Here is a 26,012-nt window from a genome sequence, read left to right as displayed (position 1 = left end):
TGAGTTCTCAAGGAACGGACGCTTCCTTCGTACTCACCCTCTCGGGCTTTCCTCCGGGCAGTTTCCCTTCGGTCTTGCGTTTCCGACTCTATCAGACCGTTTCCGTATCCGATTCCCAGTCGGTGGGATTGCCTCAGGCCTTCCGGCTTTCGCCCGTTGGCCTTTCGACATTCACTACGTTAGCCGATTCCCTCGGTAGCTCATAATTGAGTTCCGCGCGTTCGCAATTCGGTATGCAGGCACGCCAGAATTGCCCCCGCTGAGAGGGAGTCGTAGGTAGTGGGTTGGCCACTTCCGGCTGCAGGCGATCGCCGTACCCGGTTCAAGCGGCTCGGGCTACATTACGTACCCCTCTTGGGCGCGTCAAGTTGAACGACGGCGGGGCGCATGGGCTCGATAGGGGCTCACCGTAGGGTCGTTGGTGATCCAGAAGCGCCAGGGATGGACACCCCCGTCGCCGGCTACGCCGGTGCGCGGACCCGTGCCCACCTGCTCGGAGCTGACGGGGGTGCCGGTCAGGACAGTGATCGGCAGGACCCCGGCAGCGCAGGCGTCCGTACCGTCGAGGGCCCTGTCCACGCCCAGGGCTGTGGCCAGGCGGGCCGGGCCTTTGGCCAGTTCCTTGTCGTTTCGGGCTGAAATTCGACGTTTGCGAGCTAGCTCTGTGCCCTCGATGATCTCGCCGGCCCGGAGCAGGACCCCGCTGGCCACACCCTCGGGACCGCACACCAGGTTCATGCAGTGCCACATGCCGTAGGTGAAGTAGACGTACACGTGTCCGGGCGGACCGAACATCACGCTGTTGCGGGGCGTGGGGCCGCGATAGGCGTGGGAGCCGGGGTCGTTCGGGCCGTCGTAGGCCTCTACCTCTGTGAGGCGCAGTGCGATGGGACCGTCCGGGGTGGTGCGTACGAGGACGCGGCCCAGGAGGTCGGGGGCGACCTCCAGTACCGGCCGGTCGAAGAACTCCCTGGGAAGGGGCGTACGGTCAACGGGGGCGATCATGCCGTCCGAGCGTAGTGCAGGCGTGTTCTCTGCGAACGGGTGGCCAGGAGGCGTCCGCCTTGCCAGGGTGAGGACGGAACCGGCCACGGCCGGATCGCGTTTGTAAGGATCAAGGGATCGCAAGGATCGCTGGAGAAGGAGAGACATGGCGTTCAAGAAGCTGCTCGCGAGCCTGGGTGCCGGCGGGGCTTCGGTCGAGACGGTGTTGACAGAGGTCAACGTCGTTCCGGGCGGTGTCGTCCAGGGTGAGGTGCGGATCCAGGGTGGTTCCGTCAACCAGCAGATCGAGGGGCTCTCCGTCGGGCTCCAGGCCAAGGTCGAGGTCGAGGGCAACGACCAGGAGTACAAGCAGGACGTCGAGTTCACGAAGGTGCGGTTGGGCGGTGCCTTCGAGGTTCAGGCCGGTGCCGTGCACGTCGTGCCGTTCGGGCTGGAGATCCCGTGGGAGACGCCGGTCACGATGATCGACGGTCAGTCGCTGCGCGGGATGCACATCGGAGTGACCACCGAGCTGGCGATCGCGCGTGCCGTCGACTCCGGTGACCTGGACCCCATCAACGTGCACCCGTTGCCCGCCCAGAAGGCGATCCTGGACGCGTTCCTCCAGTTGGGCTTCCGATTCAAGAACGCGGACCTGGAACGCGGTCACATTCGCGGTACGCGGCAGAAGCTTCCCTTCTACCAGGAGGTCGAGTTCTTCCCGCCGGCGCAGTACCGGGGCCTCAACCAGGTCGAGTTGAGCTTCGTCGCCGACGAGCACTCCATGGACGTCGTCCTGGAGATGGACAAGAAGCCGGGACTGTTCAGCGAGGGCAGCGACACCTTCCGGTCGTTCCAGGTGGGCCTGCACGACTACCAGGGAACGGACTGGGCGGCGTACCTGAACCAGTGGCTGGCCGAGGTCGGCAGCAAGCGCAACTGGTTCTAGTAGCGTCCGTTCCGGATACCGATCCGACCCCATCCCGCCAGGAGGTACCGAGGTGACCGAGCTCAAGAGGCCGCCGCTGCCGCACGACTTCCATCCCCCAGTGCCGTCGTTCACGGTCACGAGTGCGGATGTCGAGGCGGGTGCGACGCTCAAGGACGCTCAGGTCCATGCGTCCGGCAACAGCTCGCCGCACCTGAGGTGGGAGGGGTTCCCGGCGGAGACCAGGAGTTTCGCCGTGACCTGCTACGACCCCGACGCGCCTACGGGCAGCGGGTTCTGGCACTGGGTGGCGTTCGACATCCCGGCCTCGGTCACGGAGTTGGCGGCGGGTGCGGGCAGCGGCGAGTTCGAGGGGCTGCCCGAGGGCGTGGTCCAGGTGCGCAACGACTACGGCACGAGGGACTTCGGCGGTGCCGCGCCACCGGCCGGGGACGGCCCGCACCGCTATGTGTTCACGGTGTATGCCGTGGATCAGGAGAAGCTGGGTCCGGACGCGGACGCGTCGCCCGCGGCCGTCGGTTTCCATCTGCGGTTCCACACGATCGCGCGTGCCCAACTCGTCGCTGAGTACGAGGTTCCCGCCGAAGACTGACGTTCATTGAACGTTTGCCCGCCTCTGGTCTTGGAAGTGATCAGAGGCGGGCATTTTTTATTGCGTTGTCCATCTCGGCGTGCCCGGCCAGAGTTGATCCAAGCCCGCCCGCCACGCGGTGGGCCGGTGAGCAGAGGAGGTGGGCTGGATGCGGGACACGCTGGTGCTGAACGCGAGCTTCGAGCCACTGTCGACGGTGACGTTGAACCGGGCCGTCGTTCTGGTGCTGCAGGACAAGGCTGTTGTCGAGCAGGCCCACCCCGAGATCCGTATGCGCGGAGCGGCGGTCGACATACCCGCGCCACGTGTGATCAGGCTCTGCCGCTATGTCCGGGTGCCGTTCCGAAGACAAGCTCCGTGGTCGAGGCGTGGTGTGCTGGTCCGGGACCGGCACAGGTGCGCGTACTGCGGTCGGCGGGCGACGACCGTGGACCACGTGGTGCCGCGGGCGCAGGGTGGTCAGGACTCCTGGCTGAACACCGTCGCATCGTGCGCGGAGGACAACCACCGTAAGGCGGCGCGGACTCCGGAGGAGGCGGGGATGCCGCTGTTGCGGCAACCGTTCGAGCCCTCGCCCGCGGATGCGATGCTTTTGTCCTTGGGGCAGGGTGAGTTCGAGGCACTGCCGGAGTGGTTGGTGCAGCCTGCGGCGTAGTTCGTGCGGGTGGGACGTGTTAGAGGTCCACCGGTTGTTCGGTCGCTGCGGGTGGGATGTGGTTGATCGCGTAGTTCCCCGCGCCCCTTTCGGGGCGCGGGGATACACCTGCCGGCGTTCTGAGGAGCCGTCAGTCGGTGATCGACGGCTTTTCTCTGCGTTCGGTGCCGCCACCCTGGTTGTCTCCGCCACCCGAACCGCCGCCCAGGTTGCCGAAGTTGCCCATGGCGCCGGACAGGCCCTTGAGGGCGTCGCCGATTTCACTGGGGACGATCCAGAGCTTGTTGGCGTCGCCCTGCGCGATCTTCGGGAGCATCTGGAGGTACTGGTAGGAGAGGAGCTTCTGGTCCGGGTCACCGGCGTGGATGGCCTCGAAGACCGTACGAACGGCCTGGGCCTCGCCCTCGGCGCGCAGGGCGGCGGCCTTGGCCTCACCTTCGGCGCGCAGGATCGAGGACTGCTTCTCACCTTCCGCCGTGAGGATCTGGGACTGGCGGATACCTTCGGCGGTGAGGATCGCGGCGCGCTTGTCACGGTCGGCGCGCATCTGCTTCTCCATCGAGTCCTGGATGGAGGTCGGCGGTTCGATCGCCTTCAGCTCGACGCGGTTGACGCGGATGCCCCACTTGCCGGTGGCCTCGTCGAGGACTCCGCGCAGTGCCGCGTTGATCTCCTCGCGGGAGGTCAGGGTCCGCTCCAGGTCCATACCGCCGATGATGTTGCGGAGCGTGGTGACGGTGAGCTGTTCGATGGCCTGGATGTAACTGGCGACCTCGTACGTCGCCGCCCGTGCGTCCGTCACCTGGTAGTAGATGACGGTGTCGATGTTGACGACCAGGTTGTCCTGGGTGATCACCGGCTGCGGCGGGAACGGCACGACCTGCTCGCGGAGGTCGATGCGGTTGCGGATGGTGTCGATGAACGGGACGACGATGTTCAGGCCCGCGTTGAGTGTCCGCGTGTAGCGGCCGAACCGTTCCACGATGGCGGCGCTGGCCTGTGGGATGACCTGGATGGTCTTGATCAGGGCGATGAAGACCAACACCACCAGAATGATCAGGACGATGATGATGGGTTCCATCGTGGATCCCCGTATCCCTTCTCCGCCTTGGTACTCACGGAAAGATCGTATGCCTGTTGAAGATCCTGCTTGTTGAAGATCTTGCTGGTCGAGTGTGACAGACCGTCGGCTGCCCCGTGGACGTTCCGTTCACTTACGTCGTGCGAGGTCACATGACGATCGCCGTGGCCCCCTCGATCTCGACGACGTCCACCTCCTGGCCTACTTCGTAGGCGAGTTGGGTGTCGAGAGAGCGGGCCGACCAGATCTCTCCGGCAAGCTTGATCCGGCCACCGGAGCCGTCGACGCGTTCCAGGACGATGGCCTGTTTGCCCTTCAACGCGTCGATTCCGGAGAGGAGTTGGGGCCGGTCGGCGCGGTGCCGGGTCGCGATGGGCCGTACGACGGCGATGAGCGCCGTCGACACGACGGCGAACACGAGCACCTGGACGACGGCTCCGCCGCCCAGTCCGGCCGCGCCGGCAGCCGCCAGCGCGCCCACGGCGAGCATGCCCAGTTCCGGCATCGCGGTCACCACGAGCGGGATGCCCAACGCCACCGCGCCGACAAGCCACCACACCCATGCGTCGATGTCGTTCACATCGTCATGGTAGGTCCGCGGGCCTGGTCACCGACAGGGCGCCGATCAACTTGGCACCGGCTTCTTCCAGTTGTTCCACAAGGAGGTTCGTGTGCCGTCAGGACATCGACAGGCCCTGCGCGGTCCAGCGTTCGCCGACCTGCTCCACGAGGAGGGGAAGGCCGAAGCACATCGACAGGTTGCGGGAGGTGAGTTCGAGCTCCAGGGGACCGGCGGCGAGCACCTTGCCCTGACGGATCATCAGGACGTGGGTGAAGCCCGGCGCGATCTCCTCGACATGGTGCGTGACCATGATCATGGAGGGTGCGATCGGGTCACGGGCGAGACGGCCGAGACGACGTACGAGGTCCTCTCGACCACCGAGGTCGAGACCGGCGGCGGGCTCGTCGAGGAGCAGAAGCTCGGGGTCGGTCATCAGGGCGCGGGCGATGAGGGTGCGCTTGCGCTCGCCCTCGGAGAGGGTGCCGAAGCGACGGTCGAGGTAGTCGCTCATGCCGAGGCGGTCGAGGAAGGCGCGGGCGCGCTGTTCGTCGATGTCCTCGTACTCCTCCTGCCAGCCGGCCGTCATGCCGTACGCGGCGGTCAGCACCGTCTGGAGCACGGTCTGGCGCTTGGGCAGCTTGTCGGCCATCGCGATGCCGGCCATGCCGATGCGCGGGCGCAGGTCGAAGACGTCGACCTTGCCGAGGGTCTCGCCGAGGATGGTGGCGGTGCCCTGGCTGGGGAAGAGGTAGCTGGAAGCGAGGTTCAGGAGGGTTGTCTTCCCCGCGCCGTTCGGGCCGAGGATGACCCAGCGCTCGCCCTCCTTGACCGACCAGGAGACCTGGTCCACCAGAGCCCGGCCCTCGCGGACCACGGATACGTCCTCCAGCTCCAGAACATCGCTCATGAGCGGGTTGTCTCCCATTGCAGTGTCGGCCAGTCTCGCGTGCGCCTGTGGGCGCAGCCCCCCACGAAATCTACGCCACCGGTCGGCCGGTCCCTCCCCTCGGTCGGTCCTTAGGGTGGGGGCATGCTCTCGGAACCACGCTCAGGACGACTGGCCGCATGGGGAAATGCCCTGTTGGCCGGACTTGTTTCGCCGGACGACGCGGTACTGGCCATCGTCGGGGAGGACGCGGTGCACCGGGTCGAGGGGCTGCCCGGTGAGTCGGCGCCCGTCGGTCTCACGCTCGCGCTGGGGCGGCTGCGGACGCTCGGTGCGTCCGGGCTGCGGATCGCGCTGCCCGCGCCGGGGCATCCGCTCGGGCTGAGCGGGCCGCCCGACTTCAACGCGCGGGCGCTGGAAGCGGAGGAGGCGGTGGTCTGCGAGGGTGCCGCGCTGGGGCTGGTGCCGGCGGTGTACGAGGCCGGGCCGGCCGGGGACGTGCACATCGAGGTCGTCTGGCACTGCCTGCCGGTGCGTGAGGCGCCGCCCGCCGACGTACCGTCCCTCGGGGAGGCCGAGCGCGAGCTGGCGGAGGCGCTGCGGGACGCGACGGCGGTGTTGTCGCGGTTGGACGTCGCCGGTGCGGGGCCGGTCGCGGAGGCGGCGGTCGACGCGTACCGGGCGCGGGCGGAGCGGGGGCGCGAGCTGTTGGCGCCGGGGTATCCGCCGCGGGCGGTACGGGTGCTGGAGCTGGCGCAGCGGGTGGGGTTGCTGATCTCGGTGGCGTCGGAGAACGGGCCCGGCGGGGCGGTGAGCGCGTCCGAGATCGCGGCGCGGGCGGAGGCGTTGCGGCCGGTTGAGCGGACGGCTCGGCGGGCGCAGGTCGCGGCGTACAACTCCGTTGTGGAGGAGCGGGGGGTGCGGTGAGGTTGGTGGTGCGGTGAGGGTCGGTCGGCGTGGGCGTTGCTGGGGGCTGCCGCCCCCAGGCCCCCGCTTCGGCCTGAACGGCCTCGTCCTCAAGCGCCGGACGGGCTGGATGGTGCCGGCCCGACAGGCCGAAGCCCCGCGAACCGACTGCTCGTTCGCGGGGCTCTGTGACGTCGGGACGTCAGTCGTTCACGCCGGTGTTCCCGAAGGCCGGGTTCAGAAGGCCGATGACGTTGACGCCGTCACCGACGACGTTGACCGGGACGTGCACGGGGATCTGACCGAGGTTGCCCGACCCCACGCCCGCGACGGCACCGGCGATGGTGACGGCCACGGCGGCCTTCTTGGCGATGTTCAGGGGATGCATCCTCCTGCGGTTGCTCGGGCGACACGGCCACGGGTCGTACGCCGCGCAACACGGGAGAGGTACCGGGCGACACGGGGTCCGCAGGCAGACTGCCCGTTCGGGGAAATCCGCCGCAGCCGACCGGCCTCCCGGCGTGCCCGGGAGGCCGGAGGTCAGGACCTCGGCACCTCAGTGCCTCAGTTCCTCAGCGCTTCGGTGTCCCGGTTCCTCAGTGGTTGAGGCCGAGGTTGCCGAAGGCGGGGTTCAGCACGCCGATGACGTTGACGCTGTTGCCCACCGCGTTCACCGGGATGTGCACCGGGGCCTGGATGAGGTTGCCCGAGGCGACGCCCGGCGAGCCGACGGCCTGGCCGTTCGCGTGCGCACCGTCCGTGGCGGAGGCGAAACCGGCGCCGGCGGCGACCAGGCCACCCGCCATCATCGTCACGGCGGCGGCCTTCTTCAGGTTCTTCACTTCTGAGCCCTCCCATTGCGTTCACCGCGGCAGGTCGCCGCGGCACGCACTGAAGAACGCCGGAGATCCACGAAGGATGCGCCATCCGGGGGACATTCCCACGACGGTATGAATCTCAGCCCGGAAGGGAACGTTCCGAGTTGCCGGTCATCCGGTCACACCATGACGTACCGCCCACAACGCCGCCTGTGTGCGGTCAGCCAGGTCGAGTTTCATCAGGATGTTCGAGACATGCGTCTTGACCGTCTTCTCGGACAGCACCAGGGCACGGGCTATCTCCCGGTTCGAGCGGCCGTCCGCGATCAGGGTCAGCACTTCCCTCTCCCGCTCGGTGAGCGAGCCGCCCCTTCCCTGGCCCGAGTGCGTCTCCTCCTGGCTCAGCAGTGCGCCCGCGACCTCGGGCTGGAGCAGGATGTGTCCGGCGTGCACGGAGCGGATGGCGCCGGCGAGGGCGTCCGGGTCGATGTCCTTGTAGACGTACCCTGCGGCGCCCGCGCGCAGTGCGGGGACCACCGTGCGCTGCTCGGTGAAGCTCGTGACGATCAGCACGCGCGCGGGGTTGTCGAGTTGCCTGAGTCTGCGCAGCGCCTCGACGCCGTCCATACCCGGCATCTTGACGTCCATGAGGACGACGTCGGGTTTCAGTTCCTGCGCGCGATCGACTCCCTCGGCGCCGTCCGCGGCCTCGCCCACGACCTCGATGTCGTCCTGCACTTCGAGGAAGGTGCGCAGGCCCCGGCGGACCACTTGGTGGTCGTCGACGAGCAGCACCTTGATCGCGTCAGCCACCGGGAACCTCCATCTCGATCGTGGTGCCCTTGCCGGGCGCCGATTCCACGTGCAGCCGGCCGCCGACCCCGCTCGCCCGGTCCCGCATCGAGACCATGCCGAGGTGGCGTCCGGCCCTGCGTACCGCCGTCGGGTCGAAGCCGTTGCCGTCGTCGACGACACGCAGGGCGGCGCCCGGGCCGCGCTTCGCCACGGTCACCTCCACCCGGGCCGCCCCGGAGTGCCGCAGCGCGTTGTGCAGTGCTTCCTGGGCGACCCGCAGCAGGGCCTCCTCCTGGGCGGCCGGCAGAGCGCGGACGCCGCGGCTGTCGAAGGTCACGCGCGCGGAGTGCGCGCGGTCGAGGACCTGGATGTGGGTGCGGAGCGTGGCGATCAGGCCGTCCTCGTCCAGGGCCGTGGGGCGCAGTTCCACGACCGCCGCGCGCAGTTCTTCGGCCGCCTCCGCGGCGAGCGCGGCCACCTGCTGCAGTTCGCCCTTGGCGCGGGCGGGGTCGCGGTCCACGAGGGTTGCGGCGGCCTGGGCCGTCAGGCGCAGGGAGAACAGCTTCTGGTTGACCGCGTCGTGCAGTTCGTGGGCGAGGCGGGAGCGTTCCTCGGCGATGGTCAGTTCGCGGCTGCGTTCGTAGAGGCGGGCGTTGGTCAGGGCGATCGCCGCGTGCTGGGCCAGGATGGCGAGGAGGTCTTCGTCGTCCTCCGTGAAGCCGCAGCCGCCGGACGGTTTCGGGCACCGCTTGTCGGCCAGGAACAGTGCGCCCAGCACCTCGTCGCCGTCCCGGATCGGCAGCCCCAGAAAGTCGGACATGTCGGGGTGGGCGGACGGCCAGCCCTCGAAGCGCGGGTCCTCGCGGACGTCGGCCAGGCGTACTGGGCGGGCCTCGCGCAGCATCGCGGCAAGGATGCCGTGCTGGCGCGGAAGCGGGCCGATGGCCTTCCACTGGGCGTCGCTGACGCCGTCGACCACGAACTGGGCGAAGCCGCCGTGGTCGTCCGGGACCCCCAGCGCCGCGTACTTCGCGTCGAGCAGCTCTCGGGCGGAGGCGACGATCGTCTTGAGGACGTCGCGCACCTCCAGGTGTCTGCTCATGGCCAGCAGCGCGGCGCTCACCGCCGACAAGCCGGACCGCGGTCCTTGACTCATGCCCTCACGGTACCGGCGGGGTGTGACAGCGCGTATCCGTCCTGTGGCGGCCCCCGCCTAGGCCGTCGGCCCTAGGTCGAGGGACCCACCGCATCGCGGCCCCGGCAAGGGGACACACGTCATGCCGTTGCCGCCCTCGCCCTCGCCCTCGCCCTCGTGACCACAGACGATTCCGGTCTGCAGCGCCTTACGACGCTCCCTCGGGTTCCTGCCTCATCGGCCCCTGCCGCCCGTGAGGTGGTCTGACGAGGTCTCCGCGGGCTTCGCTTCCCGCCCGTCCGGCGGTAGGTCCGGCAGGCGGCCCCGTTGTCCCGGCTCATCAGTTCAGCCACCAGACGAACGGTGAAGCCGCACGGCACTGGGCATCTCCGCGCTGCCCTCCCGTTGCAGGACGGCAGCGCGAACACCGTCTGACAGATAGGCGGACGGGCTGCTGGCGAGGCTGCACGAACCGGAGGCGTCCCACCTGCTGATGCCGGAGGCGGTCGCGGGGCCGGCGGCTGTCGACCTGGGAGACGAGAAGGTGCTGCGCGAGCGAGACCTGTGCCACGGGTTCGGGGACGTGTGTCTCCTCCTTCCGGAGGAGGCATGAAAACAGAGCCCTCACGCTGAGCATTGCTCTCGCAACCAGCGGTGAGACAGCCACTCAGTCGATGTGACCCCGCACATAGGACCCACATCACTTACTAGAGACCATAGGAGACAAACGTCCACCCGATGAGCGGGAAAGACGCTCCCATCTGTCCCGTTTTGCCCTTCCCCGGTCCACTACCCCTCGTAGTACGTCACACCTTTGCCACAGGATTTTGCGGCCGCTAAGAATGGCAGCCGTCGCTCAGCGCCGCGGGTTCCGCCCGCGGCGTTTGTGCCGGAAGCACGCCTGTCCCCCGGGCACCGAGCGACGTCCGCGCTATTCGAAGAGGTCCATCCGCCATGCCCAAGAACACCGCCACTCCTGGTCATAGTCGTACGTCGGCCAGGACCCGCAGGCTCGCGATCGCCGGTGCCGCCACGCTCGCCTCCGCCGCCCTCGCGTTCACCCTCGTGCCGGGCAGCGCGCAGACCACCTCCGAGGCCGCCTCCGCCGCTCCTGTGGTGTTCAGCCAGGACCAGGTCAAGGACGTGAAGGCGAGCGTCACCGACCAGCTGGCCGGCGCTACCGTGCAGGCCGAGGCCGCCGCGGCGAAGAAGAAGGCGGCCGACGTGGCTGCCGCGAAGAAGGCGGCTGTGAAGAAGGCCGCCGCGAAGAAGAAGGCTGCGGAGAAGGCGGCGAAGGAGCGGGCGGCAAAGGCGGCCGCGAGCCGGTCCGCCAAGCGCGCCGCGATCAAGAAGGCAGCCACGAAGACGTACGCCAACAACCTCGACGGCTGGATCAAGGAGTCCCTGGACATCATGAAGTCCAAGGGCATCCCGGGTTCGTACAACGGTCTGTACCGCAACATCATGCGGGAGTCCTCGGGCAACCCGAACGCGATCAACAACTGGGACGTCAACGCCATCAACGGCACCCCGTCGATCGGTCTGCTGCAGGTCATCAAGCCGACCTTCGACGCGTACCACGTCTCCGGCACGGTCCACAGCCAGTACGACCCGGTCGCCAACATCACCGCCGCCGCCAACTACGCGGCCGACAAGTACGGCTCGATCGACAACGTCAACGGCGCGTACTGAGGCCTGCGCGGACCTCTGACCCGTACAGGCGAAAGGGCGGCACCCCCACCGGGGTGCCGCCCTTCACCGTCGTACGGCCGAGGTCACTTGCGCATGACCTCGGGCTCGTGGCGCCGCAGGAAACGGGCCACGAAGAAGCCGCAGATCACGCCGATGGCGATCAGGGCGGCCATGTCCATGCCCCAGGCGGTGGCCGTGTGGTCCCAGAGGGGGTCGGTGCTGCCGGGGTCGTCGACGTTAGGGCTGATCTTGTTGAAGTCCAGCGTGGCGCCCGCGGCGGCGACCGCCCAGCGGGACGGCATCAGGTACGAGAACTCGTTGACGCCGATGTTGCCGTGCAGGATGAACAGGCAGCCGGTGAACACGACCTGGATGATCGCGAACATGACGAGCAGCGGCATGGTCTTCTCCGAGGTCTTCACCAGGGAGGAGATGACCAGGCCGAACATCATCGACGAGAAGCCGAGCGCCATGATCGGGACCGAGAGTTCGAGCAGCACGAACTTGCCGAAGACCAGGCCCTCCTCCGGGATCGTGCGGCTGGCGAAGCCGATCGCGCCGACCATGAGGCCCTGCAGCACCGTGATGAGGCCGAGGACGATCACCTTGGACATCAGATACGCGGAGCGCGACAGGCCGGTCGCGCGCTCCCGTTCGTAGATGACCCGTTCCTTGATCAGCTCGCGGACGGAGTTCGCGGCGCCGGCGAAGCAGGCGCCCACCGCGAGGATGAGGAGCACCGTGGTGGCCGTGCCGTTCGGGATGTTCAGGCCGTTCCTGCCCACCCTGCCGGGCAGCAGGGTCTTGTCCGGGTCGATGAGCAGGCTCACCGCGCCCAGCACCGCGGGCAGGATCACCGTCAGCGCCAGGAAGCCCTTGTCGGAGGCGATGACCGTCACGTACCGGCGGATCAGGGTCATCAGCTGGGAGCCCCAGCCCTGTGGCTTGGGCGGGCGCATCGCCTGTGCGGCGGGCATGTCTACGGACTGGGGGGCGACGGCGTCGATGTCCGCGGCGTACATCTGGTAGTGCTGCGAGCCCTTCCAGCGTCCCGCCCAGTCGTAGTCGCGGTAGTTCTCGAAGGACGAGAAGACGTCGGCCCAGGTGTCGTAGCCGAAGAAGTTCAGGGCCTCCTCGGGCGGGCCGAAGTACGCCACCGAGCCGCCCGGCGCCATCACCAGGAGCTTGTCGCAGATCGCCAGTTCGGCCACGGAGTGCGTGACGACGAGGACCGTACGGCCGTCGTCGGCGAGGCCGCGCAGCAGCTGCATGACGTCACGGTCCATGCCCGGGTCGAGGCCGGAGGTCGGCTCGTCCAGGAAGATCAGCGAGGGCTTGGTGAGGAGTTCCAGGGCCACCGACACGCGCTTGCGCTGGCCGCCGGAGAGGGAGGTGACCTTCTTCTCCTTGTGGATGTCGAGCTTCAGCTCGCGCAGCACCTCGCCTATGCGGTGCTCGCGCTCCTCTGTCGTGGTGTCGGCGGGGAAACGCAGCTTGGCCGCGTACTTGAGGGCCTTCTTGACGGTCAGCTCCTTGTGCAGGATGTCGTCCTGCGGGACCAGACCGATGCGCTGGCGCAACTCGGCGAACTGCTTGTACAGGTTGCGGTTGTCGTAGAGGACGTCGCCCTGGTTGGCGGGCCGGTAGCCCGTGAGCGCCTTCAGGAGCGTCGACTTGCCGGAGCCGGACGGGCCGATGACCGCGATCAGCGACTTCTCCGGGACGCCGAAGGAGACGTCCTTGAGGATCTGCTTGCCACCGTCCACCGTGACCGTCAGATGGCGGGCCGAGAAGGAGATCTCGCCGGTGTCGACGAACTCCTCGAGACGGTCGCCGACCAGGCGGAACGTCGAGTGGCCGACGCCGACGATGTCGTTCGGGCCGAGCAGCGCCGTGCCGCCCTTGGCGATCGGCATGCCGTTGACGTACGTACCGTTGTGCGAGCCCAGGTCGCGGATCTCGAAGCGGCCGTCGGGCGTCGCGTGGAACTCGGCGTGGTTGCGGGAGACCTGGAGGTCGGAGACGACCAGCTCGTTCTCCAGGGCGCGGCCGATGCGCATCACGCGGCCGAGGTGCAGTTGGTGGAAGGTGGTCGGGCTGCGGTCGCCGTACACCGGCGGCGCGCCCGGGCCGGGAGTCTGTTGCTGCGGGATCGCGGCGGGCCGCTGTTCCGGCTGCGGCCAGCTCTGTTCCGGCGCCTGCTGCTGGGGCGGCTGCGCCCAGCCCGGGCTCGCGCCCTGGGCGGCGAGCGGCTGCTGCTGAGACTGCGCCACCTGCGGCGTCGCCACCGGGGCGGCACTGCTGGAGAGGTTCAGACGCGGGCCGTCGGTCGCGTTGCCGAGATGGACGGCCGAGCCCGGCCCGATCTCCATCTGGTGGATGCGCTGCCCCTGCACGAAGGTGCCGTTGGTGCTGCCGTGGTCCTCGATGACCCAGCTCCGGCCGCCCCAGCTGATCGTGGCGTGCCGCCAGGAGACCCTGGCGTCATCGAGCACGATGTCCCCCTGCGGATCACGCCCGAGGGTGTATGGCCTGGACGAATCGAGCGTCCAGGTCCGTTCGTTCAATTCCAGTACGAGTTCCGGCACTCCGCGCCCCACTGAGTTGTCCCCCGAAATTGCCCCAACACGGGGAGTCTAGGGATGTCGAACATCGTGGGGAACTATTTCAGGCTCAGCCCCCTGACCGAAAGTCGGGTCTTGCGGACGGGGCGTGGAAGCGGACAGCGACGCGCCGTTGACGGGGTGGAAACCGCCCCGGAGAGTGGTAATCCCACGCGAGGGGGACATGCGGGGTGGACCGCCGCTGTGCGGATCGGGGGCTGACGATGGACATCGAGACCGCCGAGCATGGCGGGAGGCTGCCGTGGGGGGATGTGCTGCTCTCCGCGGTCACCTCTGTGAGCTGGGCGTTGATCGGAATGGCGGGCACCGCGGCGCTCGGTCTGCATCTGCTGGAGGCGGATGCCACGGCCTCGCTCGGGCCGATGACCGCGGCGGTTGTGGCACTTGGGGCGGGTGGTTCGGTCACTCCGTCCGGTGATGTGTCGGCCTTCGGCCTGAAAGGAGCGGAGGCGGCGACCGCCGTCGAGATCACGCCACTGGGCGTCGGCCTGGTGGGCGCGCTGCTCCTGTCATGGTTCTTCCTACGGTCCCTGCGCGGGGTGGGAGCGGTGATCTCGCCGTCCGAACTCCTCACGCGCGCGGGCGCGGTGATCGCCCTGTTCGTGGCCACCCTGGGCGGGCTGGCGTGGGCGGGGCACGATCTCGTCACGATCGACGGCGGCAGCCTGGGCCTCGACAGCCTGCCGGGCACGGGCGGCGGAGGTGACGGAGGCGGGGGGATCGACGTCCCCGGGCTCGGTGACATCAGCGGGCTGCTGCCCGACCGGGTCGGCGACCTGATCGACGCGGAGGCGACGGTCGGCTTCAGCGTCGACACACTGCCCACCCTCCTCGGGGGCCTGGTCTGGGCGGCCGGAGTCCTGGCGATCGCCCTCCTGGCCTCTCGCCGCACTCCGCTGCCGCGCGGCTGGGAAGCGGTCCACCGCGTGGTACGTCCGGCGGTGTCCGCCCTGGTCACGGTGGCGCTGGTGGCCGTGCTGGCGGGGATCGCGGCAGCCGCGTACGCGGCGATCGGCGACGCCCATCCCAAGCGCATCGCGGGCGCTGCACTGCTCGGCGCCCCCAACGGGGTCTGGCTGGGTATCGCGATCGGCCTGTTCGTCCCGTTCGACGGCAGTGCGTCCGGGGTGCTGGTGAACGTCCTCCCGGACCCCCTGGACCGGCTCCTCAGCTCGGCGGACGACCAGTCGGTCAGCCTCGGCGAACTGGCCGAGCTGGACAGCCGGGTGTGGCTGCTGGGGGTCGCGGCGGTCCTGATGATGCTGCTCGCGGGCATCCTGGCGGCGGCACGGACACCGTTGGCCCTGGGTGTCGGCCCGGGCGACGTCGACGGGCGGGTGCCCCTCCCCGTACGGGATCCGGGTGCCCTGCGTTTCGCCGGCCGGTGCGCGTTACGGCTGGGGGTGGTGACCGCGGTGGCGCTGCCGCTGTTCGCCTGGCTGGCGGAGGTGTCCGTCGACGCCTCGATCTCGGTCCTGGGCTTCGACGCGTTCGGCGCCGGAATCGAACTGCACGGTCAACCGATCGCGGCCCTGCTGCTGGGCGCGGTGTGGGGCGCGGGCGCGGGAGGCGTCGGCGCGCTGCTGGCGTACGTGAGCGGGGCGGCGGGGTGGCGGGCGGTGCCGTTGGCACTGGGTGACGCGGGGGCGGGAGGGCCGGACGCGGCGGGAACTGCGGCCGGGACACCGGGGGCCGTGGGGACGAGCGGGGTGACGGGTGCGCCGGCCGAGGAGGCCCGGTTCGGCGTTCGCCCGGAGCAGGCCGGCGGCCCCGGCCCGTACGCGCCCGGCTCGCCGTACCGGCCGCCCAACCGCGACACCAATCCGTACCTACGGCTGCCCGAGGGGCTTGGGGAGCCCGAGGACGCGCGGCCGGGCGGGACGGGGCAGCCCTATGGGGGCGGGCAGGGGGCCGGCTCCGGAGGCGGTCGACCGCGCGAGAGCGGTGGGGGCCCGGACAGCCGACGGCCGTACGAGGGCGGGCGGGCACCCGATACCCCGCCGCGCACGCAGACGTGGCCGTCCGGCCGGAGCAGCGCGCCCGAGTGGACCGGTTCCGGCGAGGGGAGCGGGCCGGGCCGGGGCGGCGGTTCGGGCGGGCAGCACGGCTCGGAGCAGGGAAGCGGTCCGGACGAGGGGCGTCGCTCGGGTGAGGGGGAGCAGCCGCCCGAGAACGTGTACGGCCTTCCCACCATGGCCAGGCCGCTCTCGCCGCCGCCGCGACGGCCCGGGGGGCGCGGCGGCGACTCGTCGGAGTCCGCGCCGGAGAAACGGACCCCTCCCCCGCCACCGCCGCCTCCACCCCCGCCGCCACGCGCCCCCAAGGGACGGCGCTGACCTGCGCGCAAGGTTTTCGCCACCGCCCCGAAACGTACTGTTCCCCGTCCGTCAGGCGGACCGCGTGCGCGGTAGGCACTGGGTGCCGGATACGGTGGAAACACCATGAACGCTACGCAGACCGCTGACGTACCCACTCTTCTCGTCAAAATCTTCGGCAAGGACAGGCCGGGCATCACCGCCGGTCTGTTCGACACGCTTGCCGCCTACTCCGTGGACGTGGTCGACATCGAGCAGGTCGTCACGCGTGGCCGCATGGTGCTGTGCGCCCTCGTGACGCAGCCGCCTGCCGGTATCGAAGGCGATCTGCGGTCCACCGTCCACAGCTGGGCGGAGTCCATGAAGATGCAGGCGGAGATCATCTCCGGGCTCGGTGACAACCGGCCGCGCGGGCTCGGGCGTTCCGTCGTCACCGTGCTGGGGCATCCGCTGACCGCCGAGTCGACCGCCGCGATCGCCGCGCGGATCACCAGGACCGGCGGCAACATCGACCGTATCTTCCGGCTCGCCAAGTACCCCGTGACGGCGGTCGAGTTCGCCGTCTCCGGCGTCGCGACCGAGGTACTGCGCACCGCGCTGGTCACCGACGCGGCGGCACTCGGTGTCGATGTCGCGGTCGTCGCGGCGGGGTTGCACCGGCGGGCTCAGCGTCTGGTCGTGATGGATGTCGACTCGACGCTCATCCAGGACGAGGTGATCGAGCTCTTCGCCGCGCACGCGGGATGCGAGGACGAGGTCGCCAAGGTGACCGCCGCCGCGATGCGCGGGGAACTGGACTTCGAGCAGTCACTGCACGCGCGGGTGGCGCTGCTCAAGGGGCTCGACGCGTCGGTGGTGGACAAGGTGCGCAGCGAGGTCCGGCTCACGCCGGGGGCGCGCACGCTGATCCGTACGCTGAAGCGGCTCGGCTTCGAAGTGGGTGTGGTCTCGGGTGGGTTCACCCAGGTCACGGATGATCTGAAGGAGCGGCTCGGGCTGGACTTCGCCCAGGCCAACACCTTGGAGATCGTCGACGGGAAGCTGACGGGCAAGGTCGTCGGCGAGATCGTGGACCGGGCGGGCAAGGCCCGGCTGCTGCGGCGGTTCGCGGCGGAGGCCGGGGTGCCGCTGGATCAGACCGTGGCGATCGGTGACGGGGCGAACGATCTGGACATGCTGAACGCGGCGGGGCTCGGCGTCGCCTTCAACGCCAAGCCTGTCGTGCGGGAGGCCGCGCACACGGCGGTGAACTTCCCCTTCCTGGACACCGTGCTGTATCTGCTGGGAGTCACTCGGGAAGAGGTCGAGGCGGCGGATACGCAGGAGTAGCGCTGCGGGAGCCTCGCGGGGCGGCAACACTTCGGTGGGGCTCGCGCTTGGTCGCCGGGGGCGGGTCGCGGGCTGAACCCACCCTCCCCCGGTCTCGCCCTCCCCCGGTCTCGGCTTCGCCCGACCGGGGGACCCCCATCGCCTCGCGGAACGCCTGCCCGCGGCCTGCCGCCTCGGGACCTACTCCGTCGGTGCCCAGAAGTCGAGCAGGGTTGCCGTTGCCGGTTCCAGGCCCTTCCAGGAGCCTGTGAAGGACAGGATCGCGAAGGCCGCCGCCGGGAAGCCTCGGCTGGTCAGCCTTGCGCGAGGGTCAGCCTCGGACTCGCCGGCCAGAATGTCGGTGAGGGCCTGCACTCCTGGGTTGTGGCCGATCATGACCACGTTGCGGATGTCGTCCGGGGTTTCGTTGAGCAGAGCGACGAGCTCGCCGGGTGAGGCGTCGTAGATCCGCTCCTCGTAGACGGTCTTCGGCCGTTGCGGGAATTCCTGGACGGCGAGTTTCCAGGTCTCGCGGGTCCGGGTGGCGGTGGAGCAGAGAGCCAGGTCGAAAGGGATACCGGTGTCGGCCAGCTTGCGCCCGGCGACAGCGGCGTCCTTGCGGCCCCGATCGGCGAGTGGTCGCTCGTGGTCGGCGACCTGGGGCCAGTCGGCTTTCGCATGCCGGAAGAGGACGATCCTGCGGGGTTCTGCGACGTTCATGGCACCCAGCTTCGCATGAAACACGCCATGGGGCGCAGGGAGTTGACGGGCGGCTCCGCAGGTGGGAATGGGGTGTTCACAGCGCTCAGCGCGGCATCAGTTCCCGCGCGCGCTCAAGGAAGTGAGCGATAGCCGGGTCGCCCGTCGCCGCCTGAGCGTCGGTCGGGTTCAGCATCAGTACGAGGAGCGCGACGAACGCGAGCGTCGGCAGTGCCAGCGCCCACCACGGCAGCCGTATGTCGACTCCACGCGTGGTCGCCGGAAGGGGCCGGGAGTGCGTGCGGGCCGACATGATGCCTCCGTGGGTCTTCGAGCGGTCCGTGGCCGGCATCTCGCGGCCACACCTCGAAGTTACGGAACCCGCGGTCCTCAACCCATCCGGTGATCCACCCACCTGCCCCTGAGACTCACCCCCTAGGGGATGGGGGGATATCCCTACCAACGGCTCTCACGGTGAGGCGATCGTCGCGATGACGGCGATGATCACGAAGATGGCGAAGAACGAGCCGAAGACGAGCAGCATCTTCTTCTGACCGTTCTGGGGGTTCGGATCCAGCACTGGCATGCCGCCAGTTTCGCACCCGTCCCGTCCACCCGCCCTCCCGGGGTCCCCGCGCCGGCGGGGGTGAGATCAGCGGGCCGCCGCCTCGTCCTCCACGGTGCGATCACGTCCCGCCAGGACGCCCACGACCATCTGCGGCAGCAGCAGGCCGGCCATCAGCGCGAGCGGCAGCCCCCAGCCGCCGCTGTGCTGGTAGAGAACGCCCACGACGAGCGGCCCGGGGATGGAGATCAGATAGCCGGTGCTCTGGGCGAAGGCCGACAGTTGGGCGACGCCCGCGCCCGTCCTGGCCCGCATCCCGACCATCGTGAGGGCCAGGGGGAAAGCGCAGTTGGCGATGCCGAGCAGGACGGCCCAGGCCCAGGCGCCGCCGGCCGGCGCGATGTACAGGCCCGCGTATCCGAGAAGTCCGCAAGCGCCGAGCACGACCACGATGGGCCCCTGGTGGGGCAGGCGCGTGGCGACGCGCGGGATGACGAAGGCGAGCGGCACCCCCATCGCCATGGTCACGGCGAGCAGTAGTCCGGCGGTGCCGGCCGGGACGCCCGCGTCCCGGAAGATCTGCGCCATCCAGCCCATGGTGACGTAGGCGGCGGTGGCCTGGAGCCCGAAGAACACGGCGAGCGCCCAGGCGGTACGGCTCCGGGTGATGCGCAGTGCCCCGGCCCTCTCCCCGGTGGCGGACGTCCCGCGCGCGGAGGGCGTCTCCCGCCTCGGCCCGCCCGCGCCCCGGTCCCGTACCAGCGGGATCCAGGGCACCACGGCCGCCGCCGCGAGAACCGCCCAGACGGTCAGTCCCGCCCGCCAACTCCCGCCCAACGCCCCGGTCATGGGCACGGTGATCGCCGCCGCGGCGGCGGTGCCGAGGGCGAGGGCCATCGAGTACAGGCCCGTCATGGAACCGACCCGGTCCGGGAACCAGCGCTTGACGACGACCGGCATCAGGACGTTGCCGACCGCGATACCCATGAGGGCGAGCGCGCTGGCGGCCAGGAACCCGGCGGCGGTGCCCGTCCAGGGGCGGATCGCCAGGCCGGCGGCTATGGCGGCCATGCCCGCGCACACGACCGCGCCGACGCCGAAACGCCGGGCCAGCCGCGGGGCCATGACGCCGAAGAGGGCGAAGCAGAACGGCGGTACGGAGGTGAGCACCCCGGCCGCGGTGCCGCTCATCCCGAGTCCGTCGCGGACCTCTTCGAGGAGAGCGCCGAGGCTGGTGATGGCGGGTCGGAGGTTGAGGGCGGACAGCACGATGCCGACGACGACCAGCCGCGTGACCCACGCGCGTGTGGCTGTCACCCCGTTCTCGTTCTCCGGCTCGGCCGCGTTGCGTATCGATGTGGACGTCGTCGTCCGGGTTTCGTCACTCACCATGACACCCAGCATAGAATCATAGGATGATTGGTTGTACTCCCCCGTGCGAAGATGTGCCATGCCGCCGCTGAGCCATCCCCGTCGATCGGCCCTGTCCGAGCAGGTCATCGCCGCACTGCGGAACCAGATCACCTCGGGCGAGTGGCCCGTCGGCTCCCGTATCCCGACCGAGCCCGAGCTGGTCGCGCAGCTCGGAGTGGCCCGGAACACGGTCCGGGAGGCGGTCCGGGCCCTCGCGCACAACGGGCTGCTGAACATCCGCCAGGGCTCGGGCACGTATGTCGTGGCGACCAGTGAGCTGGCCGGAGTGATGCACCGCCGGTTCGCCGAGGCGGATCCCCGGCACATCGCCGAGCTGCGGTCCACGCTGGAGTCGGGCGCGGCCGAGCTGGCGGCCCTGCGGCGCACCGAACGCGACCTCAAGCAGCTGGACGCCCTTCTGGGGCGCCGGGAGCAGGCCTGGGCGTCCGGCGACGCGGAGGCGTTCGTGACGGCCGACGCGAGCCTGCACATGGCGGTGGTGGCCGCGTCCCACAACGATGTGATGACGGCGATGTACGCGGACCTGGGCGAGGTGCTGCGGGACTGGCTGCGCGACGACGTGGGCGAGAAGCTGACCCCCCGGTCGTACGTGGACCACGCCCCGCTCGTCGACGCGATCCGGGCGGGCGACGCGGCGGCTGCCGCCAGGGAGGCGGCGGGTTATCCGTTCTCGTGCCGGCTCAGGGCGTCCGCTTCCGGTGGCTGACCCACACGGAGCGGACTTCCTTCCAGCAGCGGCCGGTGAGCCGTACGGTCTGCGCGGGCCCGGCCTCGACCGAGGAGCCGTCGCTGTCGAGGTCCCACCAGCGGTCGCACTCGATGTGCAGACGTACGCGGTCGACGGCCACGTAGGGGTTGTGGCAGTACGCGGTCACCTTTGAGCCGGTGATCCGGGTGTAGCAGGTGGAGCCGAAGGGCTCGGGCCGCTCCCGTTGTCGTCCCTCCACGCGCGCGCGCGGAACGGCCTCGTACGGAAGGGCGGTGAGGAGAGCGACGACGACGAGCAGCCGGGCGAAGCCGCGGGACAGGCGCACAAGGAGGACCTCCTCGGCCGTGCTGGGGAGGAAACGCGAGGTGAACGCGTAATCCAGGGTGCCCAGTCACCTCTCTCCCCCGCCCGATCGGATGAGCCGAACGGGTGACGAGGCACCGACATGCCGAGGGCCCGCGCCCAAACGGGACGCGGGCCCTCGGCATGTCGGCCGAGCCTGTGGCGGCAGCGGTCACGCGCCGATCGCGTGCAGCCCGCCGTCCACGTGGATGATCTCGCCGGTGGTCTTCGGGAACCAGTCGCTGAGCAGGGCGACGACACCGCGGCCGGCCGGCTCGGGGTCCTTGAGGTCCCACTCGAGGGGCGAACGGGCGTCCCACACCGAGGCCAGCTCGCCGAAGCCCGGGATGGACTTGGCGGCCATGGAGCCGATGGGGCCGGCCGAGATGAGGTTACAGCGGATGTTCTGCTTGCCCAGGTCGCGGGCCATGTAGCGGCTGGTGGCCTCCAGGGCGGCCTTGGCCGGGCCCATCCAGTCGTACTGCGGCCAGGCGTACTGGGCGTCGAAGGTGAGGCCGACGACCGAGCCGCCGTTCTGCATCAGCGGCAGGCAGGCCATGGTGAGCGACTTCAGGGAGTACGCCGAGACGTGCATGGCGGTCGCCACGGACTCGAACGGCGTGTTGAGGAAGTTGCCGCCGAGGGCGTCCTGCGGGGCGAAGCCGATGGAGTGGACGACGCCGTCGAGACCGCCGAGCTCCTCGCCGACGAGGTCGGCCAGGCGGCCCAGGTGCTCCTCGTTGGTGACGTCGAGCTCCAGGACCTTGGTGGGCTTGGGCAGCTTCTTGGCGATGCGCTCGGTCAGCGTGGGCCGCGGGAACGCGGTCAGGATGATCTCGGCACCCTGTTCCTGGGCCAGCTTGGCGGTGTGGAAGGCGATGGAGGACTCCATCAGCACACCGGAGATCAGGACGCGCTTGCCCTCGAGAATTCCACTCATGGTGATCAGTGACCCATTCCCAGTCCGCCGTCAACGGGAATGACGGCTCCAGTGATGTACGAGGCGTCGTCCGAGGCGAGGAACCGCACCGTCGCGGCGATCTCCTCCGGCTGCGCGTACCGGCCGAGCGGCACCTGCGAGACGATGCCCGCGCGCTGCTCGTCGGTGAGGACCTTGGTCATGTCGGTGTCGACGAAGCCGGGCGCGACCACGTTGAAGGTGATGTTGCGCGAGCCCAGCTCACGGGCGAGGGAGCGGGCGAACCCGACCAGGCCGGCCTTGGAGGCGGCGTAGTTGGCCTGCCCGGGCGAGCCGTACAGCCCGACGACCGACGAGATCAGGACGACGCGGCCCTTCCTGGCGCGCAGCATGCCGCGGTTGGCCCGCTTGACGACGCGGAAGGTGCCGGTGAGGTTGGTGTCGAGGACGGACGTGAAGTCGTCCTCGGACATACGCATCAGGAGCTGGTCCTTGGTGACACCGGCGTTGGCGACGAGGATCTCGACCGGGCCGTGCTCGGCCTCGATCTCCTTGTAGGCCTGCTCCACCTGCTCGGTGTCGGTGATGTCGCACTTGACGGCGAGGAAGCCTGCCGGCGGCTCACCGGAACGGTATGTGATGGCGACCTTGTCGCCGGCATCTGCGAACGCGCGGGCGATGGCGAGGCCGATGCCCCGGTTGCCTCCGGTGACGAGAACCGAGCGGCTCAACGGATCACCCTTTCGGTAGCGGTTCAGGACCTGTCCGAACACCCGGGTTGACAGGCTGCTTCTCCGAAAACCTATCGGTCCGTCCACGCCCACGGACGATCGGGCACCGACAGTGGCTCACCCCTGGTCCTGTCGGGTCCCTACAGTCGGCGCGTCTGGATCAGTCCGTCGTACCGGGCACGCGAGCGGCCGGTACGACCTTCGGGGCACTGTCGAGAAGGGTTCGCCGGGCGGCGTCGGGAGCGGGGGGAGGGGCACGCTTCGGGGCGTGAATCCGGTGGAAGCCGGGGTGTCGGTTCTGCATGATTCACTGCGGGACATACTCATCTCGCCAACGGTGACAAGGGGAGGCCCCTCGTGGCCCATGAAATCGATCCGTCGTTCCTCGCGTTGCCCTTGCGGGCCCTCGCCGACGCCGCCCTGGCACGCGCGCGTGCGCTGGGCGCCGACCACGCGGACTTCCGGTTCGAGCGGGTGCGCAGCGCGTCCTGGCGGCTGCGGGACGCCAAGCCGTCGGGCTCGTCGGACACCACGGACCTGGGGTACGCGGTGCGGGTGGTGCACGGCGGCACCTGGGGCTTCGCGTCGGGCGTGGATCTGAGCATGGACGCCGCCGCGAAGGTCGCCTCGCAGGCCGTGGCCATGGCGAAGCTGTCCGCCCAGGTGATCAAGGCGGCGGGGTCGGACGAGCGCGTGGAGCTGGCCGACGAGCCGGTGCACGCCGACAAGACGTGGGTCTCGTCCTACGAGATCGACCCGTTCGGCGTGTCCGACGAGGAGAAGACGGGCCTGCTGGCCGAGTGGAGTGCGCGGCTGCTCGCGGCGAACGGTGTCAACCATGTCGACGCCTCGCTGCTCACGGTGCACGAGAACAAGTTCTACGCCGACACCGCGGGGACCGTCACCACCCAGCAGCGGGTGCGGCTGCACCCGCAGTTCACGGCCGTCTCCGTCGACGAGTCGAGCGGCGAGTTCGACTCGATGCGGACCATCGCGCCGCCTGTCGGGCGCGGCTGGGAGTACCTCACGGGCAGGGGTTGGGACTGGGATTCCGAGCTGGAGCAGATCCCCGAGCTGCTCGCCGAGAAGATGCGGGCGCCGAGCGTCGAGGCGGGGCTGTACGACCTGGTCGTCGACCCGTCCAACCTGTGGCTGACCATCCACGAGTCCATCGGCCACGCCACCGAGCTGGACCGGGCCCTCGGCTACGAGGCGGCGTACGCGGGGACGTCCTTCGCCACCTTCGACCAGCTCGGCAAACTCAGGTACGGCTCCGAGCTGATGAACGTCACCGGCGACCGCACCGCCGAACACGGTCTGGCGACCATCGGCTACGACGACGAGGGCGTCGCCGGTCAGTCGTGGGACCTGGTGAAGGACGGCACCCTCGTGGGGTACCAGCTGGACCGGCGGATCGCGAAGCTGACCGGGTTCGAGCGGTCCAACGGGTGCGCGTACGCCGACTCGCCGGGGCATGTGCCCGTACAGCGCATGGCCAATGTGTCGTTGCAGCCGGACCCGGGCGGGCTGGCGACCGAGGACCTCATCGGCGGCGTCGACCGCGGGATCTACGTCGTCGGGGACCGGTCCTGGTCCATCGACATGCAGCGCTACAACTTCCAGTTCACCGGGCAGCGCTTCTTCAGGATCGAGAACGGCCGGATCACCGGGCAGCTGCGGGACGTCGCCTACCAGGCGACGACCACCGACTTCTGGGGTTCCATGGCGGCCGTCGGCGGCCCGCAGACCTACGTCCTGGGTGGTGCCTTCAACTGCGGCAAGGCCCAGCCGGGACAGGTCGCGGCCGTGTCCCACGGATGCCCGTCGGCCCTCTTCAAGGGCGTCAACATTCTGAACACCACGCAGGAGGCCGGTCGATGAGCGCCCGTTTGATCAAGCCGCACGAAATCGTCGAGCGGGCCCTCGAGCTGTCCCGGGCCGACGGGTGTGTCGTCATCGCCGACGAGGAGTCGACCGCCAATCTGCGCTGGGCCGGCAACGCTCTCACCACCAACGGGGTCACACGCGGGCGCACCCTCACGGTTGTCGCCACCGTCGGCGGCACACAGGGCACGGCCTCCGGAGTCGTCTCCCGCGCCGCCGTCACCACCGACGAGCTGGAACCGCTCGTACGGGCCGCCGAGGCCGCCGCGCGCGGCGCCGGATCGGCGGAGGACGCCCAGCCGCTGGTCGCGGGTGTACCGGCGTCCCCGGACTTCACGGACGCGCCCGTGGAGACCTCGTCCGCGGTGTTCGCCGACTTCGCGCCGACGCTCGGCGAGGCGTTCGCACGCGCGCGTGCGGGTGGGCGGGAGCTGTACGGCTTCGCCAACCACGAACTGGTGTCGAGCTACATGGGGACGTCGACGGGGCTGCGCCTGCGTCACGACCAGCCCAACGGGACGCTGGAGCTGAACGCCAAGTCCCCGGACCGTACGCGGTCGGCGTGGGCCGGGCGGTCGACGCGGGACTTCAAGGACGTCGACCCTGCCGCCCTCGACGCCGAACTCGCCGTACGCCTCGGCTGGGCGGAGCGGCGGATCGGGCTGCCCGCCGGGCGGTACGAGACGCTGCTGCCGCCGACCGCGGTCGCCGACCTGCTGATCTACCAGATGTGGTCGGCGTCCGCGCGGGACGCCGCCGAGGGGCGCACGGTGTTCTCCAGGCCGGGCGGCGGGACCCGTATCGGCGAAAGGCTCACCGATCTGCCGCTGACGCTGCGCAGCGACCCGAACGAACCCGGCCTGGAGGCGTCCCCCTTCCTGCTGGCCCACTCCTCCGGCGACGACCAGTCGGTGTTCGACAACGGGTTGCCGCTGAGCGCCACGGAGTGGATCCGCGAGGGCGAACTGAACCGGCTGATCACCTCCCGGCACACCGCCGGGCTGACCGGTTTGCCGGTGTCCCCTGCGATCGGGAACATCGTCCTGGACGGGGGCGAGGACAAGTCCCTGGAGGAGATGGTCGCGAACACCGAGCGCGGGCTGCTGCTGACCTGCCTCTGGTACATCCGCGAGGTCGACCCGGCCACCCTGCTGCTGACCGGTCTGACCCGCGACGGGGTGTACCTCGTGGAGAACGGCGAGGTCAGCGGGGAGGTCAACAACTTCCGGTTCAACGAGTCGTCGGTGGACCTGCTCGGGCGGGCCGTCGAGGCGGGGCGTACGGAGAAGACGCTGCCCAGGGAGTGGAGCGACTGGTTCACCAGGGCCGCGATGCCGGCGCTGCGGGTGCCGGACTTCAATATGAGCTCTGTCAGTCAGGGCGTATAACCTCGTTGCCGGTAGTCACTCGGCTGCCGTAGAACTGCG

General features: G+C 69.7%; 26 protein-coding genes and 1 pseudogene. 11 read left to right on the top strand and 16 right to left on the bottom strand.

The window, feature by feature from the left end; translation table 11 throughout:
* Window positions 1–363: 363 nt before the first annotated feature.
* Window positions 364–1,005 carry a DNA-3-methyladenine glycosylase gene (locus IEY89_RS27080; protein ID WP_189150115.1) on the bottom strand — a complete coding sequence of 214 codons (642 nt, stop codon included), beginning with the start codon at window positions 1,003–1,005 and terminating at the stop codon, window positions 364–366.
* 145 nt (window positions 1,006–1,150) lie between these two features.
* Between IEY89_RS27080 and IEY89_RS27075 the strand changes: the two genes are divergently transcribed.
* The 3 genes from IEY89_RS27075 (at window position 1,151) to IEY89_RS27065 (ending at window position 3,180) form a co-directional block, all read left to right on the top strand.
* Window positions 1,151–1,933 (top strand): sporulation protein, encoded by a 783-nt coding sequence (locus IEY89_RS27075; protein WP_189150114.1) that lies wholly within the window; start codon window positions 1,151–1,153, stop codon window positions 1,931–1,933.
* A gap of 52 nt (window positions 1,934–1,985) precedes the next feature.
* Window positions 1,986–2,525 carry a YbhB/YbcL family Raf kinase inhibitor-like protein gene (locus tag IEY89_RS27070; RefSeq protein ID WP_189150113.1) on the top strand — a complete coding sequence of 180 codons (540 nt, stop codon included), beginning with the start codon at window positions 1,986–1,988 and terminating at the stop codon, window positions 2,523–2,525.
* Between the two features lie 148 nt (window positions 2,526–2,673).
* Window positions 2,674–3,180 carry an HNH endonuclease gene (locus IEY89_RS27065; RefSeq protein ID WP_189150112.1) on the top strand — a complete coding sequence of 169 codons (507 nt, stop codon included), beginning with the start codon at window positions 2,674–2,676 and terminating at the stop codon, window positions 3,178–3,180.
* A 130-nt stretch (window positions 3,181–3,310) separates the two neighbouring features.
* Here IEY89_RS27065 and IEY89_RS27060 read toward each other — a convergent pair whose 3' ends face one another.
* The 3 genes from IEY89_RS27060 to IEY89_RS27050 all read right to left on the bottom strand — a co-directional run bounded on the left by IEY89_RS27060 (window position 3,311) and on the right by IEY89_RS27050 (window position 5,730).
* Window positions 3,311–4,261 carry an SPFH domain-containing protein gene (locus IEY89_RS27060; protein WP_189150111.1) on the bottom strand — a complete coding sequence of 317 codons (951 nt, stop codon included), beginning with the start codon at window positions 4,259–4,261 and terminating at the stop codon, window positions 3,311–3,313.
* A gap of 148 nt (window positions 4,262–4,409) precedes the next feature.
* On the bottom strand, window positions 4,410–4,841 hold the full coding sequence (locus IEY89_RS27055; protein WP_189150110.1) for an NfeD family protein: 432 nt from the start codon (window positions 4,839–4,841) through the stop codon (window positions 4,410–4,412).
* 97 nt (window positions 4,842–4,938) lie between these two features.
* Window positions 4,939–5,730, bottom strand: coding sequence for an ABC transporter ATP-binding protein (locus IEY89_RS27050; protein WP_189150109.1), 792 nt, complete (start codon window positions 5,728–5,730; stop codon window positions 4,939–4,941).
* Between the two features lie 123 nt (window positions 5,731–5,853).
* Here IEY89_RS27050 and IEY89_RS27045 point away from each other — a divergent pair, with 123 nt between their 5' ends.
* Window positions 5,854–6,636, top strand: a complete 783-nt coding sequence (locus IEY89_RS27045; protein WP_189150108.1) for an Rv1486c family protein — start codon at window positions 5,854–5,856, stop codon at window positions 6,634–6,636.
* 181 nt (window positions 6,637–6,817) lie between these two features.
* Here the strand turns inward: IEY89_RS27045 and IEY89_RS27040 are convergent, their stop codons facing one another.
* The 4 genes from IEY89_RS27040 to IEY89_RS27025 form a co-directional block, all read right to left on the bottom strand.
* Window positions 6,818–6,994 (bottom strand): chaplin family protein, encoded by a 177-nt coding sequence (locus IEY89_RS27040; protein ID WP_189150121.1) that lies wholly within the window; start codon window positions 6,992–6,994, stop codon window positions 6,818–6,820.
* 217 nt (window positions 6,995–7,211) lie between these two features.
* On the bottom strand, window positions 7,212–7,457 hold the full coding sequence (gene chpE / locus IEY89_RS27035) for a chaplin ChpE (protein WP_189150107.1): 246 nt from the start codon (window positions 7,455–7,457) through the stop codon (window positions 7,212–7,214).
* Between the two features lie 147 nt (window positions 7,458–7,604).
* Complete coding sequence (locus tag IEY89_RS27030) at window positions 7,605–8,246, bottom strand: response regulator (protein WP_189150106.1); 642 nt, start codon at window positions 8,244–8,246, stop codon at window positions 7,605–7,607.
* Entirely contained in the window at window positions 8,239–9,384 is a 1,146-nt protein-coding gene (locus tag IEY89_RS27025) for a GAF domain-containing sensor histidine kinase (protein WP_189150105.1), read from the bottom strand. Before IEY89_RS27025 ends, IEY89_RS27030 begins: the two co-directional genes overlap by 8 nt.
* A gap of 424 nt (window positions 9,385–9,808) precedes the next feature.
* Between IEY89_RS27025 and IEY89_RS40930 the strand changes: the two are divergent.
* Both IEY89_RS40930 and IEY89_RS27020 read left to right on the top strand, forming a co-directional pair.
* Window positions 9,809–9,976, top strand: a pseudogene (locus IEY89_RS40930) (S-adenosylmethionine:tRNA ribosyltransferase-isomerase); the annotation flags it as partial.
* A gap of 341 nt (window positions 9,977–10,317) precedes the next feature.
* Window positions 10,318–11,055 carry a transglycosylase SLT domain-containing protein gene (locus tag IEY89_RS27020; protein ID WP_189150104.1) on the top strand — a complete coding sequence of 246 codons (738 nt, stop codon included), beginning with the start codon at window positions 10,318–10,320 and terminating at the stop codon, window positions 11,053–11,055.
* 83 nt (window positions 11,056–11,138) lie between these two features.
* Here the strand turns inward: IEY89_RS27020 and IEY89_RS27015 are convergent, their stop codons facing one another.
* A complete protein-coding gene (locus tag IEY89_RS27015; protein WP_189150103.1) occupies window positions 11,139–13,643 on the bottom strand; it encodes an FHA domain-containing protein in 2,505 nt (834 codons plus the stop codon).
* Between the two features lie 239 nt (window positions 13,644–13,882).
* Between IEY89_RS27015 and IEY89_RS27010 the strand changes: the two genes are divergently transcribed.
* Both IEY89_RS27010 and serB read left to right on the top strand, forming a co-directional pair.
* On the top strand, window positions 13,883–16,015 hold the full coding sequence (locus IEY89_RS27010; RefSeq protein ID WP_189150102.1) for a streptophobe family protein: 2,133 nt from the start codon (window positions 13,883–13,885) through the stop codon (window positions 16,013–16,015).
* Between the two features lie 105 nt (window positions 16,016–16,120).
* Complete coding sequence (gene serB / locus IEY89_RS27005) at window positions 16,121–17,323, top strand: phosphoserine phosphatase SerB (protein ID WP_189150101.1); 1,203 nt, start codon at window positions 16,121–16,123, stop codon at window positions 17,321–17,323.
* A gap of 180 nt (window positions 17,324–17,503) precedes the next feature.
* On the opposite strand, the gene IEY89_RS27000 is transcribed toward serB, so the two are convergent.
* From IEY89_RS27000 to IEY89_RS26990, 4 genes are all read right to left on the bottom strand, one after another.
* The gene (locus IEY89_RS27000; protein ID WP_189150100.1) at window positions 17,504–18,022 is read right to left on the bottom strand and encodes a SixA phosphatase family protein; all 519 of its coding nucleotides are present in this window, start codon (window positions 18,020–18,022) and stop codon (window positions 17,504–17,506) included.
* An 85-nt stretch (window positions 18,023–18,107) separates the two neighbouring features.
* The gene (locus tag IEY89_RS26995; RefSeq protein ID WP_189150120.1) at window positions 18,108–18,314 is read right to left on the bottom strand and encodes a hypothetical protein; all 207 of its coding nucleotides are present in this window, start codon (window positions 18,312–18,314) and stop codon (window positions 18,108–18,110) included.
* A 156-nt stretch (window positions 18,315–18,470) separates the two neighbouring features.
* Window positions 18,471–18,587: an SGM_5486 family transporter-associated protein gene (locus tag IEY89_RS41545; RefSeq protein ID WP_105974872.1), complete on the bottom strand. Its 117-nt coding sequence runs from the start codon at window positions 18,585–18,587 to the stop codon at window positions 18,471–18,473.
* A 66-nt stretch (window positions 18,588–18,653) separates the two neighbouring features.
* A complete protein-coding gene (locus tag IEY89_RS26990; RefSeq protein ID WP_189150099.1) occupies window positions 18,654–19,970 on the bottom strand; it encodes a CynX/NimT family MFS transporter in 1,317 nt (438 codons plus the stop codon).
* Between the two features lie 46 nt (window positions 19,971–20,016).
* Between IEY89_RS26990 and IEY89_RS26985 the strand changes: the two genes are divergently transcribed.
* The gene (locus IEY89_RS26985; RefSeq protein ID WP_189150098.1) at window positions 20,017–20,706 is read left to right on the top strand and encodes a FadR/GntR family transcriptional regulator; all 690 of its coding nucleotides are present in this window, start codon (window positions 20,017–20,019) and stop codon (window positions 20,704–20,706) included.
* On the opposite strand, the gene IEY89_RS26980 is transcribed toward IEY89_RS26985, so the two are convergent.
* The 3 genes from IEY89_RS26980 to fabG all read right to left on the bottom strand — a co-directional run bounded on the left by IEY89_RS26980 (window position 20,681) and on the right by fabG (window position 22,701).
* Window positions 20,681–21,034, bottom strand: a complete 354-nt coding sequence (locus tag IEY89_RS26980; protein WP_189150097.1) for a hypothetical protein — start codon at window positions 21,032–21,034, stop codon at window positions 20,681–20,683. The two genes, IEY89_RS26985 and IEY89_RS26980, sit on opposite strands and share 26 nt — an antisense overlap.
* Window positions 21,035–21,223: 189 nt before the next feature.
* Entirely contained in the window at window positions 21,224–21,991 is a 768-nt protein-coding gene (gene fabI / locus IEY89_RS26975) for an enoyl-ACP reductase FabI (RefSeq protein ID WP_189150096.1), read from the bottom strand.
* 5 nt (window positions 21,992–21,996) lie between these two features.
* Complete coding sequence (fabG, locus tag IEY89_RS26970; RefSeq protein WP_189150095.1) at window positions 21,997–22,701, bottom strand: 3-oxoacyl-[acyl-carrier-protein] reductase; 705 nt, start codon at window positions 22,699–22,701, stop codon at window positions 21,997–21,999.
* A gap of 357 nt (window positions 22,702–23,058) precedes the next feature.
* Between fabG and IEY89_RS26965 the strand changes: the two genes are divergently transcribed.
* Together IEY89_RS26965 and IEY89_RS26960 are read left to right on the top strand one after the other, a co-directional pair.
* A complete protein-coding gene (locus IEY89_RS26965; protein ID WP_189150094.1) occupies window positions 23,059–24,582 on the top strand; it encodes a TldD/PmbA family protein in 1,524 nt (507 codons plus the stop codon).
* On the top strand, window positions 24,579–25,973 hold the full coding sequence (locus tag IEY89_RS26960; protein ID WP_189150093.1) for a metallopeptidase TldD-related protein: 1,395 nt from the start codon (window positions 24,579–24,581) through the stop codon (window positions 25,971–25,973). The genes IEY89_RS26965 and IEY89_RS26960 overlap by 4 nt, the downstream gene beginning before the upstream one ends.
* Window positions 25,974–26,012 lie beyond the last annotated feature (39 nt).

Source organism: Streptomyces lacrimifluminis, from assembly GCF_014646095.1.
Classification (GTDB): Bacteria; Actinomycetota; Actinomycetes; order Streptomycetales; family Streptomycetaceae; genus Streptomyces; species Streptomyces lacrimifluminis.
The sequence above is the reverse complement of the archived record's forward strand: the minus strand, read 5'-3'. Positions and strand labels throughout refer to the sequence as shown.

Coding starts and splice junctions, on each gene's coding strand:
- IEY89_RS27080 (WP_189150115.1), bottom strand. CDS start 1,005: ATGATCGCCCCCGTTGACCGTACGCCCCTTCCCAGGGAGTTCTTCGAC.
- IEY89_RS27075 (WP_189150114.1), top strand. CDS start 1,151: ATGGCGTTCAAGAAGCTGCTCGCGAGCCTGGGTGCCGGCGGGGCTTCG.
- IEY89_RS27065 (WP_189150112.1), top strand. CDS start 2,674: ATGCGGGACACGCTGGTGCTGAACGCGAGCTTCGAGCCACTGTCGACG.
- IEY89_RS27060 (WP_189150111.1), bottom strand. CDS start 4,261: ATGGAACCCATCATCATCGTCCTGATCATTCTGGTGGTGTTGGTCTTC.
- IEY89_RS27050 (WP_189150109.1), bottom strand. CDS start 5,730: ATGAGCGATGTTCTGGAGCTGGAGGACGTATCCGTGGTCCGCGAGGGC.
- IEY89_RS27045 (WP_189150108.1), top strand. CDS start 5,854: ATGCTCTCGGAACCACGCTCAGGACGACTGGCCGCATGGGGAAATGCC.
- IEY89_RS27025 (WP_189150105.1), bottom strand. CDS start 9,384: ATGAGTCAAGGACCGCGGTCCGGCTTGTCGGCGGTGAGCGCCGCGCTG.
- IEY89_RS27020 (WP_189150104.1), top strand. CDS start 10,318: ATGCCCAAGAACACCGCCACTCCTGGTCATAGTCGTACGTCGGCCAGG.
- IEY89_RS27010 (WP_189150102.1), top strand. CDS start 13,883: ATGGACATCGAGACCGCCGAGCATGGCGGGAGGCTGCCGTGGGGGGAT.
- serB (WP_189150101.1), top strand. CDS start 16,121: ATGAACGCTACGCAGACCGCTGACGTACCCACTCTTCTCGTCAAAATC.
- IEY89_RS27000 (WP_189150100.1), bottom strand. CDS start 18,022: ATGAACGTCGCAGAACCCCGCAGGATCGTCCTCTTCCGGCATGCGAAA.
- IEY89_RS26995 (WP_189150120.1), bottom strand. CDS start 18,314: ATGTCGGCCCGCACGCACTCCCGGCCCCTTCCGGCGACCACGCGTGGA.
- IEY89_RS41545 (WP_105974872.1), bottom strand. CDS start 18,587: ATGCCAGTGCTGGATCCGAACCCCCAGAACGGTCAGAAGAAGATGCTG.
- IEY89_RS26990 (WP_189150099.1), bottom strand. CDS start 19,970: ATGCTGGGTGTCATGGTGAGTGACGAAACCCGGACGACGACGTCCACA.
- IEY89_RS26985 (WP_189150098.1), top strand. CDS start 20,017: ATGCCGCCGCTGAGCCATCCCCGTCGATCGGCCCTGTCCGAGCAGGTC.
- fabI (WP_189150096.1), bottom strand. CDS start 21,991: ATGAGTGGAATTCTCGAGGGCAAGCGCGTCCTGATCTCCGGTGTGCTG.
- IEY89_RS26960 (WP_189150093.1), top strand. CDS start 24,579: ATGAGCGCCCGTTTGATCAAGCCGCACGAAATCGTCGAGCGGGCCCTC.